This is a genomic window from Mesorhizobium sp. M0030 (assembly GCF_040323695.1).
Taxonomy (GTDB): Bacteria; Pseudomonadota; Alphaproteobacteria; order Rhizobiales; family Rhizobiaceae; genus Mesorhizobium.
This window is the reverse complement of the sequence record NZ_JAMYVE010000001.1, coordinates 622,573-637,459: the sequence shown is the minus strand read 5'-3', so window position 1 is coordinate 637,459 and position 14,887 is coordinate 622,573. Positions and strand designations below refer to the sequence as shown.

15 protein-coding genes are annotated in these 14,887 nt (G+C 63.1%); 11 read left to right on the top strand and 4 right to left on the bottom strand.

What is annotated here, in order from left to right; genetic code table 11:
* Nucleotides 1-59 precede the first annotated feature (59 nt).
* Nucleotides 60-692, bottom strand: a complete 633-nt coding sequence (locus NKJ80_RS02940) for an HAD family hydrolase (RefSeq protein ID WP_023671242.1) — start codon at nucleotides 690-692, stop codon at nucleotides 60-62.
* Nucleotides 693-911: 219 nt separating this feature from the next.
* On the opposite strand from NKJ80_RS02940, the gene NKJ80_RS02935 reads away from it, so the two are divergent.
* Entirely contained in the window at nucleotides 912-1,871 is a 960-nt protein-coding gene (locus tag NKJ80_RS02935) for a sugar-binding transcriptional regulator (protein WP_023671243.1), read from the top strand.
* Between the two features lie 35 nt (nucleotides 1,872-1,906).
* Here the strand turns inward: NKJ80_RS02935 and NKJ80_RS02930 are convergent, their stop codons facing one another.
* Entirely contained in the window at nucleotides 1,907-2,092 is a 186-nt protein-coding gene (locus NKJ80_RS02930; RefSeq protein ID WP_352497012.1) for a hypothetical protein, read from the bottom strand.
* Between the two features lie 110 nt (nucleotides 2,093-2,202).
* Here NKJ80_RS02930 and NKJ80_RS02925 point away from each other — a divergent pair, with 110 nt between their 5' ends.
* The 10 genes from NKJ80_RS02925 to NKJ80_RS02880 all read left to right on the top strand — a co-directional run bounded on the left by NKJ80_RS02925 (nucleotide 2,203) and on the right by NKJ80_RS02880 (nucleotide 12,688).
* On the top strand, nucleotides 2,203-3,111 hold the full coding sequence (locus NKJ80_RS02925) for a LysR substrate-binding domain-containing protein (RefSeq protein WP_023671245.1): 909 nt from the start codon (nucleotides 2,203-2,205) through the stop codon (nucleotides 3,109-3,111).
* Between the two features lie 112 nt (nucleotides 3,112-3,223).
* Nucleotides 3,224-3,565, top strand: a complete 342-nt coding sequence (locus NKJ80_RS02920; RefSeq protein ID WP_155923262.1) for a hypothetical protein — start codon at nucleotides 3,224-3,226, stop codon at nucleotides 3,563-3,565.
* 245 nt (nucleotides 3,566-3,810) lie between these two features.
* Nucleotides 3,811-5,121 carry an ABC transporter substrate-binding protein gene (locus NKJ80_RS02915; protein ID WP_023671248.1) on the top strand — a complete coding sequence of 437 codons (1,311 nt, stop codon included), beginning with the start codon at nucleotides 3,811-3,813 and terminating at the stop codon, nucleotides 5,119-5,121.
* 119 nt (nucleotides 5,122-5,240) lie between these two features.
* Nucleotides 5,241-6,113, top strand: a complete 873-nt coding sequence (locus NKJ80_RS02910; RefSeq protein WP_023729779.1) for a carbohydrate ABC transporter permease — start codon at nucleotides 5,241-5,243, stop codon at nucleotides 6,111-6,113.
* 11 nt (nucleotides 6,114-6,124) lie between these two features.
* Entirely contained in the window at nucleotides 6,125-6,949 is an 825-nt protein-coding gene (locus NKJ80_RS02905) for a carbohydrate ABC transporter permease (RefSeq protein ID WP_023671250.1), read from the top strand.
* A 50-nt stretch (nucleotides 6,950-6,999) separates the two neighbouring features.
* The gene (locus NKJ80_RS02900) at nucleotides 7,000-8,004 is read left to right on the top strand and encodes an ABC transporter ATP-binding protein (protein ID WP_023689168.1); all 1,005 of its coding nucleotides are present in this window, start codon (nucleotides 7,000-7,002) and stop codon (nucleotides 8,002-8,004) included.
* Nucleotides 8,001-8,771 carry an L-iditol 2-dehydrogenase gene (locus tag NKJ80_RS02895; protein WP_023729778.1) on the top strand — a complete coding sequence of 257 codons (771 nt, stop codon included), beginning with the start codon at nucleotides 8,001-8,003 and terminating at the stop codon, nucleotides 8,769-8,771. The genes NKJ80_RS02900 and NKJ80_RS02895 overlap by 4 nt, the downstream gene beginning before the upstream one ends.
* 46 nt (nucleotides 8,772-8,817) lie before the next feature.
* The gene (locus tag NKJ80_RS02890) at nucleotides 8,818-10,296 is read left to right on the top strand and encodes a mannitol dehydrogenase family protein (protein ID WP_352497011.1); all 1,479 of its coding nucleotides are present in this window, start codon (nucleotides 8,818-8,820) and stop codon (nucleotides 10,294-10,296) included.
* 11 nt (nucleotides 10,297-10,307) lie between these two features.
* On the top strand, nucleotides 10,308-10,967 hold the full coding sequence (locus NKJ80_RS02885; RefSeq protein ID WP_023729776.1) for an HAD family hydrolase: 660 nt from the start codon (nucleotides 10,308-10,310) through the stop codon (nucleotides 10,965-10,967).
* A gap of 134 nt (nucleotides 10,968-11,101) precedes the next feature.
* Nucleotides 11,102-12,688: an FGGY-family carbohydrate kinase gene (locus tag NKJ80_RS02880; RefSeq protein ID WP_352497010.1), complete on the top strand. Its 1,587-nt coding sequence runs from the start codon at nucleotides 11,102-11,104 to the stop codon at nucleotides 12,686-12,688.
* Between the two features lie 54 nt (nucleotides 12,689-12,742).
* On the opposite strand, the gene NKJ80_RS02875 is transcribed toward NKJ80_RS02880, so the two are convergent.
* On the bottom strand, nucleotides 12,743-13,837 hold the full coding sequence (locus NKJ80_RS02875) for an ABC transporter ATP-binding protein (protein ID WP_352497009.1): 1,095 nt from the start codon (nucleotides 13,835-13,837) through the stop codon (nucleotides 12,743-12,745).
* A 2-nt stretch (nucleotides 13,838-13,839) separates the two neighbouring features.
* Nucleotides 13,840-14,886: an NAD(P)-dependent alcohol dehydrogenase gene (locus tag NKJ80_RS02870; RefSeq protein WP_023729773.1), complete on the bottom strand. Its 1,047-nt coding sequence runs from the start codon at nucleotides 14,884-14,886 to the stop codon at nucleotides 13,840-13,842.
* Nucleotide 14,887 lies beyond the last annotated feature (1 nt).

The window sequence follows — 14,887 nt, the reverse complement described above, 5'->3', positions numbered from 1 at the left end:
TCACGGGGAGAAGGTCCCGGCAGGGGGATGAGGGGCAGCGCCGACGTTCATAGGCTCACTCAGAGTCCCAACTGAGCCCGCAACTCTTCCGCACTGTTGATCACGACAGCGCCCTTCGGTCCTGCCATCGGCGCTTCCGGCCAGAAGATCGTCCGCATCCCCGCGGCCAGGCCTGATGTGGCGCCGGTAACGCTGTCGTCGACGGCCACCGCGTCTGAAGGATCGACGCCGGCCAGCCATGCGGCGCGCAGGAACGGTTCGGGATGCGGCTTGCCTTCGCGCACGTCGTTTCGGCTGATCGTGCGCATGCCGGGATAGATCAGGCCGACGGCGCTCAGATTTGCATCGACGATCACCCGGTCGGAATTGGACACCACCGCCTGCTGCACGCCGAGCGCGCGCAATTCGTTGAACACTTCGATCGCGCCGGGGCGCGGCTTCAGCGTCTCGGCCATCGGCATGTAGTGATCGTATTTGCGCACGATCCAGTCGTCGAAGGGCAGGTCGAGGCCGAACTCGCTGCGCAGCATCTCGTAGACCGGTGCGGCGGCGACGCCCAGCACCCGCTCATGCAGGTCGGCCGGCGGCGTAATACCGACGCTGCGCAGCGCCGCCACCAAGGCCGCCTCATGCAGCGGCTCGCTGTCGACCAGCGTGCCGTCCATATCCCAGAAAACCGCTTTCGGCGTCATGCGAGGCTCCTTTGCCGATCCCCTTAAAGCGTTTGTATCAGGAGATAAACCGCCGAGCCCGTCCGCTGGCGATTTTCGCTTGGTTGGTTGCCGCGCGGCGGCCGGATCGAAGCAGCAAGCAATTGCCCTGCCGATAGACAATTGCGCGCCGACACATTCCCTGCAAGACTATGACGCTTCGCCCAAGGGCGGGCAAAGGGGCAGGGCTGGAGGCACATTTTGAATTCGCGGCAAGACGGCGGCAGCAGCAGGCTGGACGAGGCAGCGCGCGCCGGCTGGCTTTATTATGTTGCCGGCAACACCCAGGACCAGATCGCCGCCACGCTCGGCATTTCCCGGCAGACGGCGCAGCGGCTGGTGTCGCTGGCGGTGTCGGAGGGGCTGATCAAGGTTCGCGTCGATCACCCGATCGCCAATTGCCTTGATCTCGCAGCTAGACTGAAGTCACGCTTCGCGCTCGACCTCGTCGAAGTGGTGCCGAGCGATCCAACCTCATCCTCGACCACGATCGGCATTGCCGAGGCGGCTGCGGCCGAGATCGAGCGGCGGCTGCGGTCACCGACGCCCATCGTCTTGGCCATCGGCACCGGCCGCACGCTGAAGGCGGCGATCGAGCAATTGCCGCCGATGGAATGCTCGCAGCACAAGGTTGTGTCCTTGACCGGCAACATCTCGCCCGACGGTTCGGCCGCCTTCTACAACGTCATCTTCACCATGGCCGACCGGGTCAAGGCGCGCTCGTTCCCGATGCCGCTGCCGGTCATCGCCTCGTCGCCGGAAGAGCGCGAGATGCTGCTTGCCCAGCCGATGATCCAACCGACGCTGGCGCTGGCCGCGGAAGCCGACGTGACCTTTGTCGGCATCGGCGATCTCGGCCCGAAGGCGCCGCTCTACGAGGACGGTTTTATCTCGGAAAGCGAGTTGAAGGCGTTGCAAAAGGCTGGCGGCGTCGCCGAGATCGTCGGCTGGGTGTTCGATCGGGAAGGCCGCATGATCGAGGGCATCACCAACGACCGGGTATCGTCGGCAGCCTTGCCGTCACGCGAAAAGTCGCTGGTCATTGCGCTCGCCATGGGCGAGCGTAAGTTGCCGGGCATCCTGGCCGCGGTGAACCGCCGGCTGGTCAATGGCCTCATCACCGACGAGCGGACCGCCACGGCCTTGCTCGACGGTTCCTGATAGATTAAGCGGCCCATCGATAAAATCCAACACGTTTATTTGCAGCGCCCGGACGGGTCGTTGCCGTCGAGAAAACCCATGTCGCGCTGCAGATGCGGCGACAACTCCCGGACGTCGACGTAGCCGCGCCGGCGGTGCACAAGCAGGGAAAATTCATGCACCAGCAGGGAAAACCAGCTCTGCGCCGGGGTCGGATGGAGCTTTTGCTGTACCGTGGTCATGATCTTCAGCCTCCGCTATGCTTGAACTTGATTGATCGTTGACATTAGATATCGGCCTGATTGCCTCTTGCCGCCAATCAAACGTCGATCACGACCCATAAGGAGGGCTTATGCCCGATCTCAAGGCACCACAGCTCGCCCAGTTGCCGCCGCTACAGGCCATCAGGGTGTTCGAAGCCGTCGCGCGGCATCTCTCCTTCACCAAGGCCGCGCAGGAACTCGGCATGACGCAGGCCGCCGCCAGCTACCAGATCAAGCTTCTGGAAGAGCGCATCGGTTCGCCGCTGTTCCTGCGCCAGCCGCGCCAGATTGTGCTGACGGAACCCGGCCAGCGCCTGGCGCCCGCCGTCAGCGAGGCGTTCAGCTTGCTCTCAAGCGCCTATTCCGCCGCGCGTGGGGGCGCCGATGGTGTGCTGTGCGTCTCGACGCTGCTGACCTTTGCCTCGAACTGGCTGGCGCAGCACCTCGGCTCCTTCCAGGTCGCGCATCCGTCGCTGGCGGTGCGCGTCGATACCTCGAACAGGGTGATCGATTTTGCCCGCGAGGACATGGACATCGCTATCCGCTCCGGCAGCGGCAAGTGGCCTGGAGTGGAGACCCATCTTTTGTTCAAGGCCGATTTCACCCCGGTGCTGAGCCCGGCACTCGCTGCCACCATAGGTGGCGTCCACGAACCCGCCGACCTGTTCAAGCTGCCCATTCTCGATCCCGGCGACATCTGGTGGCGGGAATGGTTCGCCCTTGCCGGCGTCCCGGCGGACGAACTTGCCAGGCGCACCGGCACCAGCATGGGCGCGCAGGCCTATGAGGCGAACGCGGCCATCGCCGGCCATGGTGTGGCGATCCTGACCACCGCATTGTTCAAGACCGAGCTCGCCGCCGGCCGCCTGATCCAGCCCTTCGACCTGGTCGGCGACGACGGCCACGCCTATTGGCTGGTCTACCCGACGGCGCGTCGCAACGTGCCGAAGATAAAAGCCTTCCGGGACTGGATCCTGGCCGAGATCGCCTGCGCCTGAGGGCGAGCGATTCGCGGATTGAGTTCCGAGATGCAAAGCGAGCCATGGATCCGCGACGAATGCTCGCTTTCGCGGACAAACAGCTGCGATCGGGCCACCCGGTTAACCAAGCTTGACAAAAACGCTGTCGATATCACTCGCCCGGCATAGGCTTGTGCTTGTGACGACCCAATTGAGCAGGATCAATCGTCTGCAGATTGAAACAGGGTCGATCAGCCGGCTGATGAAAGTCTATCGCGTCGAAGAAATCGAAAACAACACCGTGCGCACGACGCAGGTGATCGAAGCATTTACGCCGTTTCAAGCTGCCGTGAAGGCAATCGGCCGGGAAGTTAGGCTGCGCAAGGACGAGCCCAGCTGGATCCAGGTGACGGAAGTGCTGACCAGAGCCAAGCAAACACGCGACGGCAGGGTTTTCGAATATTCCGTCGGAAGCTACCCGTCCCACGGCTGACGGGCTGGGCCCTATCGCTCCCTTGGCGCCATGATTGGGTTGCGATGGGTCGGCATCAACCCGCTCTCACATCCCCGTGCAAACAGCTTCCCAAATCCATTCAATATCCCTCTACGCGCGCAACGTCGCGCACCTGCCCCGTGTGCTGCGCTGCAGCATCGAATCCGGCTTGACATAATTAACGCCAAGTGAGTAATTGCCCATTACCAAGGCAAATGCTCATCTTGGTTCATGGGAGGAATTTGATGAAACTGCGCACGCTCACTTTGGGCCTGTTGTCGGCCAGCGCCTTCGCTTTCGCCGCGCATGCCGAATCCATCACCATCGCCACCGTCAACAATGGCGACATGGTCCGCATGCAGAAGCTGACCGACGACTTCACCAAGGCTAACCCCGACGTCACGCTCAACTGGGTCACGCTCGAAGAGAACGTGCTGCGCGAGCGCGTCACCACCGACATTGCCACCAAGGGCGGCCAGTATGACGTTATGACCATCGGCACCTACGAGGTTCCGATCTGGGCCAAGCAGAACTGGCTGTTGCCGCTCGACAAGCTCGGCGACGACTATGACGCCAAGGACATCATCCCGGCCATCGCCGGCGGCCTGTCGGTCGACGGCAAGCTCTATGCCGCGCCCTTCTACGGCGAAAGCTCCTTCGTCATGTACCGCAAGGACTTGATCGAGAAGGCCGGGCTGAAGATGCCCGACGCCCCGACCTGGGACTTCATCAAGCAGGCCGCCGACAAGATGACCGACCGCGCCAATGGCGTGAACGGCGTTTGCCTGCGCGGCAAGGCCGGCTGGGGCGAGAACATGGCCTTCCTCACCGCCATGTCGAACTCCTTCGGCGCCCGCTGGTTTGACGAGAACTGGAAGCCGCAATTCGACCAGCCGGAATGGAAGAACACGCTGCAGTTCTATGTCGACCTGATGAAGGCCGACGGTCCCGAGGGCGCCTCGTCCAACGGCTTCAACGAAAACCTGGCGCTGTTCCAGCAGGGCAAGTGCGGCATGTGGATCGATGCCACCGTCGCCGCCTCCTTCGTCTCCGACCCGAAGAACTCGACCGTCGCGGACAAGGTCGGCTACGCACTGGCCCCCGACAATGGTCTGGGCAAGCGCGGCAACTGGCTGTGGGCCTGGTCGCTGGCCATCCCGGCCGGCACGCAGAAGGGAGACGCCGCACAGAAGTTCGTCTCCTGGGCGACCAGCAAGCACTACGCAGAACTGGTTGCTTCGAAGGAAGGCTGGGCCAACGTTCCTCCGGGCACGCGCTCCTCGCTCTACGCCAATGCCGAGTATCAGAAGGCGGCTCCGTTCGCCAAGATGACGCTGGACTCGATCAATGCCGCCGACCCGACGCATCCGACCGTCAAGCCGGTGCCCTATGTCGGTGTGCAGTTCGTCGCCATTCCTGAGTTCCAGGGCCTCGGCACAACCGTTGGCCAGCTGTTCTCGGCGGCGCTCGCCGGCCAGACCAGCGTAGACGACGCGCTCAAGCAGGCGCAGGACGCCGCCACCGCGACCATGACCGAAGGCGGTTATATCAAGTAAGGCTCCTCCCGGTGCCGAATGCCGGCCGCCTCCTTGGCCGGCAACGGCCGCCCGAATCCCAGTTCGGGCGGCCCCTTTCACACACCTGAAAATTTGGCTGACCTTGAAGGGTGACCGTCATGGCTACTCAGCAGACCCGTTCGCTTGCCCGCTTTATGTTGGCGCCATCCGTGGTGCTGCTGTTCGTCTGGATGATCGTGCCGCTGGCACTCACGATCTGGTTCTCCTTCCAGCAGTACAATCCGCTCAATCCGATCCGCGACGGGTTTGTCTGGTTCTCGAATTACTCGCTGTTCTATTCCAACCCGGCATTCCTGCAGTCGATCCTCAACACGCTGGTCCTGGTGGGCAGCGTGCTGCTGATCACCGTCATCGGCGGCATCATGCTGGCGCTGTTGATCGATCAGCCGATGTGGGGACAGGGGATCGTCCGCATCCTCGTCATCTCTCCGTTCTTCGTCATGCCGCCGGTGGCTGCACTTGTCTGGAAGAACATGATCATGCACCCGCAATACGGCGTCTTTGCCGACATTGCGCGCTTCTTCGGGGCTCAACCGATCGACTGGTTCGGGCAGCATCCGATGCTTGCCATCATCATCATCGTCGCCTGGCAATGGCTGCCCTTCGCAACGCTGATCCTGCTGACCGCATTGCAGTCGCTCGACGGCGAGCAGAAGGAAGCCGCCGAGATGGACGGCGCCGGCTTGGTCAGCCGCTTCATCTATCTGACGCTGCCGCACATGTCGCGCGCCATCACCGTCGTCATCCTGATCCAGACCATCTTCCTGCTGTCGGTCTATGCCGAAATCCTGGTCACCACCAATGGCGGACCCGGCTATGCCTCCACCAACCTGCCCTTCCTCGTCTACCAGAAGGCATTGCTGGAGTTCAAAATCGGCCAGGCATCGGCCGGCGGTGTCATCGCCGTCATTCTCGCCAACATCGTCGCCTTCTTCGCCATGCGCGCGGTCGGCAAGAACCTGGACAAGTAAGGGAGGATACGATGGCACGTGCAGTCACCACCCAACACAAGGTCATTGCGACAGGCGCCGCCTGGATCGTCGCGCTGCTGATCTTCTTCCCGATCCTCTACACGATCATCACCTCGTTCAAGTCGGAGCAGGAGGCCATCCAGGGCTTCGCGCTGATCCCGTCGGGGACGTTCGAGAGCTATACCGAGGTCCAGGCGCAGAGCGGCTACTTCAAGTTCTTCTTCAACTCGGTGCTGCTCTCGGTCGGCTCGACCATCCTGGCCCTGATAGTCGCGGTTCCGGCCGCCTGGTCGATGGCCTTCTCGCCGGGCAAGTGGACCAAGGACATCCTGATGTGGATGCTCTCGACCAAGATGATGCCGGCGGTTGCCGTGCTGTTCCCGATCTACCTCATCTTCCGCGATGCCGGACTGCTCGACAGCCGCATCGGCCTGATGATCATGCTGATGCTGATCAACCTGCCCATCGTGATCTGGATGCTCTACACCTACTTCCGCGAAATCCCCGGCGAGATCCTGGAAGCGGCACGCATGGACGGCGCCACCTTGTGGGGCGAGATCGTCTATGTGCTGACCCCCATGGCCGTGCCGGGCATCGCATCGACCATGCTGCTCAACATCATCCTGGCGTGGAACGAAGCGTTCTGGACCATCCGCCTGACCACCACCGAGGCAGCGCCGCTGACGGCCTTCATCAGTTCATTCTCGAGCCCGCAAGGCCTGTTCTGGGCCAAGCTTTCGGCGGCCTCGACGCTGGCCATCGCCCCCATCCTGATCATGGGCTGGTTCAGCCAGAAGCAGCTGGTGCGCGGCCTGACATTCGGCGCGGTAAAATAACGGACGTTGCCTGAAGCAATCCGGCCAAATAACCCCTCGGGGAGGAAACCATGGGAAACATCACGCTCAAGAACGTCTCCAAGCATTTCGGATCGACGGTCATCATTCCAGGCCTCGACCTGGTCATCGAGAATGGCGAGTTCGTCGTCTTCGTCGGGCCGTCGGGTTGCGGCAAGTCCACGTTGCTGCGCCTCATTGCCGGGCTCGAGGACACCAGCGGGGGCACCATCAACATCGATGGCCGTGACGTCACCGGCGAGGCGCCGGCCAAGCGCAAGCTGGCCATGGTATTCCAGTCCTATGCGCTCTATCCGCATATGACGGTGGCCAAGAACATCGGCTTCCCGCTGAAGATGGCGGGCGAGGATGTGGCGACGATCGACAAGAAGGTGAAGGACGCGGCCCGGGTCCTCAACCTCACCAACTATCTCGAACGCCGGCCCGGCCAGCTCTCCGGCGGCCAGCGGCAACGCGTCGCCATCGGCCGCGCCATCGTGCGCCAGCCCTCGGCATTCCTGTTCGACGAGCCGCTGTCCAACCTCGATGCCGCACTGCGCGGCACCATGCGGCTCGAAATCAGCGAGCTGCACCATCAGCTCAAGACGACGATGGTCTACGTCACCCACGACCAGATCGAAGCCATGACCATGGCCGACAAGATCGTCGTGCTCAACGCCGGCAACATCGAACAGGTCGGCTCGCCGATGGAACTCTACAAGTCGCCGAAGAACCTGTTCGTGGCGGGCTTCATCGGTTCGCCGAAAATGAACCTGATCGAAGGTGCGCCGGCGGCCAAATACAACGCCAAGACCATCGGCATCCGTCCCGAGCATATGGGGATATCGACCACGGCGGGTGACTGGAAAGCCCTTGTCGGCGTCGCCGAGCATCTGGGCTCCGACACCTTCCTGCATGTCCAGGCCGACGGCGTCGGTCCGCTGACGGTACGCGCCGATGGCGAACTGGCCGTACGCCATGGCGACACCATCTATTTGACGCCGGACAAGGTCCGCATGCATCGCTTCGGCCCCGACGGAAAGGCGCTGACGCAGTGAGACTGAAAGGCAAATCGGCGCTGATCACCGGATCCGCGCGCGGCATCGGCAGGGCTTTTGCCGAAGCCTATACGCGCGAGGGTGCCACGGTGGCCATTGCCGACATCAATCTGGCGGCTGCCGAAAAGACGGCCGCCGAGATTGGCGCCAACGCCTATCCGGTCAGGCTCGACGTCAGCGACCTTGCTTCGATCCAGGCGGCGGTCAAGGCGGTCGAAACAAAGACCGGCGGCCTCGACATACTGATCAACAATGCTGCCTTGTTCGACCTGGCGCCGATCGTCGAGATCACCGAAGCGAGCTATGACAAATTGTTCTCCGTCAACGTCGCCGGCACTTTGTTCATGCTGCAGGCAGCGGCGCGTTCGATGATCGCAAGGGGCAAGGGCGGCAAGATCATCAACATCGCCAGCCAGGCAGGACGGCGCGGCGAGCCGCTGGTCGCCGTCTATTGCGCCACCAAGGCCGCGGTGATTTCGCTGACCCAGTCCGCCGGGCTCGACCTGATCAAGCACCGCATTAACGTCAATGGCATCGCGCCCGGCGTCGTCGACAGCGATATGTGGGATGAGGTCGATGCGCTGTTTGCCAAATATGAGAACCGGCCGAAGGGCGAGAAGAAGCGGCTGGTCGGCGAGGGCGTGCCCTATGGCCGCATGGGCAAGCCGGAGGACCTGACCGGCATGGCGGTCTTCCTGGCCAGCGACGACGCCGAATACATCGTCGCCCAGACCTACAATGTCGATGGCGGCCAATGGATGAGTTGATGGGCCGGGATCACGAAGGCCGCAGCCCGGCCAAAAGGGTAGAAAAATGACCGTGAAACTCTCCTCCTCGATCCTCTCGGAACTCCCCGCCAAGGTCGCCGGTCCCAGATATGATCGCTCCAGGCTCAAACCCGGTATCGTCCATTTCGGCGTCGGCAATTTCCATCGCTCGCATCAGGCGGTCTACCTCGACGATCTCTTCAATGCAGGCATCGGCCATGACTGGGCGCTGGTCGGCGCCGGGGTCTTCGAGGGCGAAAAAATCGGCCGTTCCAAGCTGCAGGAGCAGGACTGGCTGACCACCGTGGTCGAGCAGGATTCCGACCATATGAGCGCCCGCGTCACCGGCGTTATGATCGACTTCCTGACGCCCGGCGATGCCGATGCCATCATCGACCAGCTCGCCGATCCGGCGATCAAGATCGTCTCGCTGACCATCACGGAAGGCGGTTATTTCATCGATCCGGCCTCCGGCAAGTTCAACCCGACCCACCCCGACATCGTCGCCGACGCACAGGCAGGCACGACGCCGAAGACGGTGTTCGGCCTCATCCTTGCGGGCCTGATGCGCCGCCGGGCCGACGGCATCGTGCCGTTCACCGTCATGTCCTGCGACAACATCCCTCATAATGGCCATGTCACCTCGGATGGCGTCATTGGGCTGGCCCGGCTGATCGACGAGGATCTGGCGAACTGGGTCAGCGACAATGTCGCCTTTCCCAACGGCATGGTCGACCGCATCACGCCCGCCACCTCCGACCGCGAGCGCGGTATTCTCGCCTCGGAGTTCGGCCTCGAGGACAACTGGCCGGTGTTCTGCGAGCCGTTCAAGCAATGGGTGCTGGAAGACCGTTTCACCGACGGCCGCCCGCCGCTGGAAAAGGTCGGTGTGCAATTCGTGAGGGATGTCGCGCCCTATGAGCTGATGAAGATCCGCATCCTCAATGGCGGTCATGCCACGATCGCTTATCCCGCAGGGTTGATGGACATCCATTTCGTCCATGAGGCGATGCAGGAGCCGCTGGTGCGCGGCTTCCTCGCCAAGCTCGAGCATGACGAGATCATCCCGACCGTGCCGCCGGTGCCGGACACCGTGCTGGAGGATTATTACCAGCTCATCGAGCACCGCTTTTCCAACCCCAAGATCGGCGACACCATCCGCCGGCTTTGCCTCGACGGTTCCAACCGGCAGCCGAAATTCATCATCCCGACCATCGCCGACCGGCTGAAAGCCGGGAAGAGCGTTGCGGGTCTCGCGCTGGAATCGGCGCTGTGGTGCCGCTATTGCTTCGGCACCACCGACAGCGGCGCCGACATCGAAGCCAACGATCCCAGCTGGGACCGGCTGCAGGCAACCGCCAAGGCGGCGAAGGATGCGCCCGGCGCCTGGCTTGCGATGGAGGACATCTATGGCGATGTCGGCCGCTCGGCGGCGTTCGCCGAGGCCTTTGCCCATGCGCTCAACGTCTTGTGGGCGAATGGCACGCGCGCGACGCTGACGCGCTACATCTCCGGCAAGCTCTGACGCCAGCCGCAATGACGCCCGAACTGGTCATCTTCGACTGTGACGGCGTGCTGGTCGACAGCGAGGCGCTGTCGGTTTCGGCTCTGCTCGGCATGATCTCTGCCGCCGGGGGCTCGGTCAGCGAAGATACCGCCTACGAGCATTTCTTAGGCAAGAGCATGAAGAGCGTGCGCGAGATACTTCTTCGCGATTTCACCATCGACATCACCGACGTGCATCTGACCGACATGCGCGTCGAACTGATGCGCAAATTCCGCGAGGAGCTGAAGCCGATTCCCGGCATCAGCGACATCCTGCCGAGGCTGGGCGTGCCCTGCTGCGTCGCGTCCTCCGGCACGCTCGACCGGATACGCTACGCGCTCGACGTCACCGGTCTGCTCGGCCTGCTCGAGCCGCATCTGTTCAGTGCCGCCATGGTCGCGCGCGGCAAGCCGGCGCCGGATCTTTTTCTCCATGCCGCCGCCGCCATGGGCGCGCATCCCGGTAATTGCATCGTAATCGAGGACAGCCCTGCCGGCATCGCGGCGGCGCGTGCGGCCGGCATGCGCGTCTTTGCTTTCACCGGCGGTTCGCACGCCGGCAACCCGGCCTTGAAAGCGCGGCTTGCGTCGAGTGAACCGGACTTTATATTCGCGGACATGCTGCAATTGCCCGATCTGATTGCAGGCTAGAGCATGATGCCGAAAAGTGTGAAGCGGTTTTCGGACGACATCATGCTCTACTTCTTTGATTTAGAGACGGATTCAGATTTCAGGTCGAACAGACCTGAAATCATACGGCTCTAGGGAGCGAGAGTAAAAGCATCTTGACGAAGAGCTTCGTTTGCGCGGTCGATGTCGGCACCGGGAGCGCCCGCGCGGGCATTCTCGATACGTCAGGCACCTTGCTCGGCCGCGCCGAGCATCCGATCGTCATGAACCAGCCGAAGGTCGATCACGCCGAGCACAATTCGCAGGATATCTGGTCGGCGGTCTGCATCGCGGTGCGTGCCGCGCGCGAAAAGGCCGGTGTGTCAGCCGACGATATTGTCGGCATGTCGTTCGACGCCACCTGCTCGCTGGTGGTGCTGGACAGGAATGCCGGCCAGCTCAGCGTCTCGGTGACGGGCGAACGGCGCTGGGACACCATCGTCTGGCTCGACCATCGCGCCATCGCCGAGGCAGATGAATGCACCGATAGCGGCCACGCCGTACTCGACTATATCGGTGGCGTCATGTCGCCGGAAATGGCGACGCCGAAGCTGATGTGGCTGAAGCGCAATCTGCCGGGAACTTGGCATGAAGCCGGCTACCTATTCGACCTCACCGATTTCCTGACCTGGAAGGCGACCGGGTCGCTGGCGCGCTCGCAATGCACGCTGACCGCCAAATGGACCTATCTGGCGCATGAGGAAACCGGCTGGCGCCGTGACTTCTTCGACAGGGTCGGGCTTGGCGATCTGTTCGAACACGGCAGCCTGCCGGAGAAGGCAAGTGCTGTCGGCGCAGACATCGGCACGCTCACCCCTGAAGCGGCGGCGGAGTTGGGCTTGAGCGAAAACTGTCGGGTCGGCGCCGGCGTCATCGATGCCTATGCCGGCGCGCTTGGCGTGCTCGGCGGCTTTGCTGGCGACGAGCAGAATATCGGCCGCCATCTGGCATTGATCGCCGGCACCTCGTCCTGCGTCATGGCCATGTCGCCCGATCCGCAGCCTTTCGCCGGCGTCTGGGGTCCATACTATGGCGCCGCACTGCCAAAGCTCTGGCTGTCGGAAGGCGGCCAGTCGGCTACCGGGGCTTTGCTCGACCACATCATCCGCTGGCATGGCGCCGGCGGCGAGCCGGATGCGGCCATGCATGCCAAGATCGCCAGGCGCGTCGCTGAACTGCGCAGCACTGAAGGCGACAAGCTGGCGGCGAGGTTGCATGTGCTGCCGGATTTCCACGGCAACCGCTCGCCGCTTGCCGACCCGCATGCCGTCGGCGTGGTCAGCGGGCTGACGCTGGATTCCTCCTTCGACAGCCTGTGCAAGCTCTATTGGCGCACCGCCGTCGGCATCGCACTCGGCGTGCGCCATGTGCTGGAGGCGCTGAACGAGAACGGCTATCTCATCGACACGCTGCATGTCACCGGCGGCCACACCAAGAACCCGTTGCTGATGGAGCTTTATGCCGACGCCACCGGCTGCGCGGTGATCGAGCCGCTGGCCGACGAAGCCGTTCTGCTCGGCACCGGCATGGTCGCCGCCACCGCGGCCGGTCTGTTCCCGGACCTGAATGCCGCTTGCGTCGCCATGCAGCAAGGCGGCAGGGCGCGCACCTCGAACCCGGCCGCGTCAGGCCGCTTCGACCGCGACTACAGGATCTTCCTCGAAATGCACCGCCAGCGGCAGGAGCTCGACGCCATCAGCTAGAGCAATTCCAGGAAAAGTCTGAAACGGTTTTCCGTCCGGAATTGCGTACCAAATCTAGGCCTCCTCTCGCCTGCGCAAGGATGCGCCCGTTGCCGCGTCGAACAGATGCACGCTCTCCTCCTCGAATGTGTAGCGCACAGGCGCGCGCAACGCCGGGCATTCGCGGGTTGATACCAACGCACCGACCTCCTTGCCGCCGCAGGCGAACGTCACCAGCGCGTCATTGCCATGGAACTCGATGAGGTCGGCGGTGCCTTGCAGAAGATTGATGCTCTGAGCGCCGGCGGTCTTCAGGTCCGGCGGTCGGATTCCAAGCACGGCGCGCTGGACGCCGCGCAGATCGAAGCCCGAGCCTTCTATGGAGAAGGTCGAGCCGCCGCCTGTCAGCGTCCAGCGTTCGTCCTTCCGCCCGACGGCCACGTCGATGAAATTCATGTTCGGCGTACCGATGAAGCCGGCGACGAACAGATTGCCCGGCTGGCGATAGATCTCCGCAGGCGAGCCGATCTGTTCGATAACGCCATCCCTGAGCAGCACGATCCGGTCGGCCAGCGTCATCGCTTCCAACTGATCGTGGGTGACATAGACGGTGGTGGTCTTCAGCGACTGATGCAGCCGGGCGATCTCGACCCGCATGTGGTTGCGCAGCTTGGCATCGAGATTGGACAGCGGCTCGTCGAACAGGAACACTTTCGGCGTCTTGATCATGGCGCGCGCAATCGCCACGCGCTGCTGCTGGCCGCCGGAAAGTTCGGTCGGCTTGCGGGCGAGGTAAGGTTCGAGGCCGAGCGTCGTTGCCACCGCCTCGACCCGCTTCCGGATCTCGGCCGGGGGCACTTTCTGTCGCTTGAGCCCAAAGGCGATATTGTCGAAGATCGTCATATGCGGGTAGAGCGCATAGTTCTGGAAAACCATGGCAATGCCGCGCTCGCCGGGCTCGAGATCGTTGACCACTTTGCCGCCGATCGACACTTCCCCGCCGCTGATATCCTCCAGTCCGGCCAGCATCCTGAGCAAGGTCGACTTGCCGCAGCCGGACGGGCCGAGGAATACGACGAATTCGTGCTCCTCGATCGAGAGATTGAGGTCGCGGATGACGGTGGTGGCGCCGTAAGCCTTGTCGACATGGGAGCAAACGATCGCGGACATGGTCAGCCCTTCTCGCCGGTAAGAAGGATTTGCAGCTTGACGTCTTGCGGCTTGCCTTGCGCCGCCCGCTCGAAGGCCTCGATGCTGTCCGAGAAATCATAAGTGCCGGTGATCAGCGGCTTGAGGTCGACCTTCCCCGAGGCGATCAGCTGCAGCGCGCGGTCGAAGATGTTGGCGTAACGGAACACCGTCTCGATGCGCACTTCCTTGGAGATCGCCGCCGGAACGTTGAGGCTGACCGGTTCGACCGGCAGTCCGACCAGCACCACCGCGCCGCCCGGCCGCGCGACATCGAACAGGTCGGCGAATGCCTTCGGGCTGCCGCTCGCCTCGAACACGATATCCGCGCCCCAATTGTCGGTCGCGGCGGAGACTGCGTCGACCAGCGATTGCTCACCTATATTGACCGGCACGATGCCGGGATATTGCGCGGCAATCTTGAGCTTGGGTGCGGAAAAATCGGAGATCAGCACCTTCGAGCAGCCGCCGGCCAGCGCCGCCAGCGCGATCATGATGCCGATCGGGCCGCAGCCGACGACGACGGCGACGTCGCCAGGCACGATGCGGGCGCGGCTCGCCGCCTGCATGCCGATGGCAAAGGGTTCGACCATCGCGCCTTCGGCGAAGGTGACATTGTCCGGCAGTCTGTAGGTGAAGGCGGCCGGGTGTACGGCATAGGGCGCCAGCACGCCATGAACAGGCGGCGTCGCCCAGAAGGAGACGTCAGGGTCGACATTGTAGATGCCGAGCCTGGTCGCGCGCGACGACAGGTTCGGCACGCCCGGCTCCATGCAGACGCGGTCGCCGACCTTCAGCGTGCCGACATTGGCGCCGATCTCGACGATCGTTCCCGCGGCTTCGTGGCCGAGCACCATCGGGGCCCGCACGACATAGCTGCCGATGGCGCCATGGGTGTAATAGTGCACGTCGCTGCCGCAGACGCCGACCGTGTGGATGGCGATCTTGACATCGCCCGGTCCGACGTCGAGCGGCAGCGCGATCTCGCGCAGCGACAGTTCGCCTTTTTTCTCAAGCACCAGTGCCCGCATA

Bases quoted from the DNA above. Each gene is read 5' to 3' on its own strand.
- NKJ80_RS02940 (WP_023671242.1), bottom strand. From the start codon at position 692: ATGACGCCGAAAGCGGTTTTCTGGGATATGGACGGCACGCTGGTCGAC.
- NKJ80_RS02930 (WP_352497012.1), bottom strand. From the start codon at position 2,092: ATGACCACGGTACAGCAAAAGCTCCATCCGACCCCGGCGCAGAGCTGG.
- NKJ80_RS02925 (WP_023671245.1), top strand. From the start codon at position 2,203: ATGCCCGATCTCAAGGCACCACAGCTCGCCCAGTTGCCGCCGCTACAG.
- NKJ80_RS02915 (WP_023671248.1), top strand. From the start codon at position 3,811: ATGAAACTGCGCACGCTCACTTTGGGCCTGTTGTCGGCCAGCGCCTTC.
- NKJ80_RS02910 (WP_023729779.1), top strand. From the start codon at position 5,241: ATGGCTACTCAGCAGACCCGTTCGCTTGCCCGCTTTATGTTGGCGCCA.
- NKJ80_RS02905 (WP_023671250.1), top strand. From the start codon at position 6,125: ATGGCACGTGCAGTCACCACCCAACACAAGGTCATTGCGACAGGCGCC.
- NKJ80_RS02900 (WP_023689168.1), top strand. From the start codon at position 7,000: ATGGGAAACATCACGCTCAAGAACGTCTCCAAGCATTTCGGATCGACG.
- NKJ80_RS02890 (WP_352497011.1), top strand. From the start codon at position 8,818: ATGACCGTGAAACTCTCCTCCTCGATCCTCTCGGAACTCCCCGCCAAG.
- NKJ80_RS02885 (WP_023729776.1), top strand. From the start codon at position 10,308: ATGACGCCCGAACTGGTCATCTTCGACTGTGACGGCGTGCTGGTCGAC.
- NKJ80_RS02875 (WP_352497009.1), bottom strand. From the start codon at position 13,837: ATGTCCGCGATCGTTTGCTCCCATGTCGACAAGGCTTACGGCGCCACC.
- NKJ80_RS02870 (WP_023729773.1), bottom strand. From the start codon at position 14,886: ATGCGGGCACTGGTGCTTGAGAAAAAAGGCGAACTGTCGCTGCGCGAG.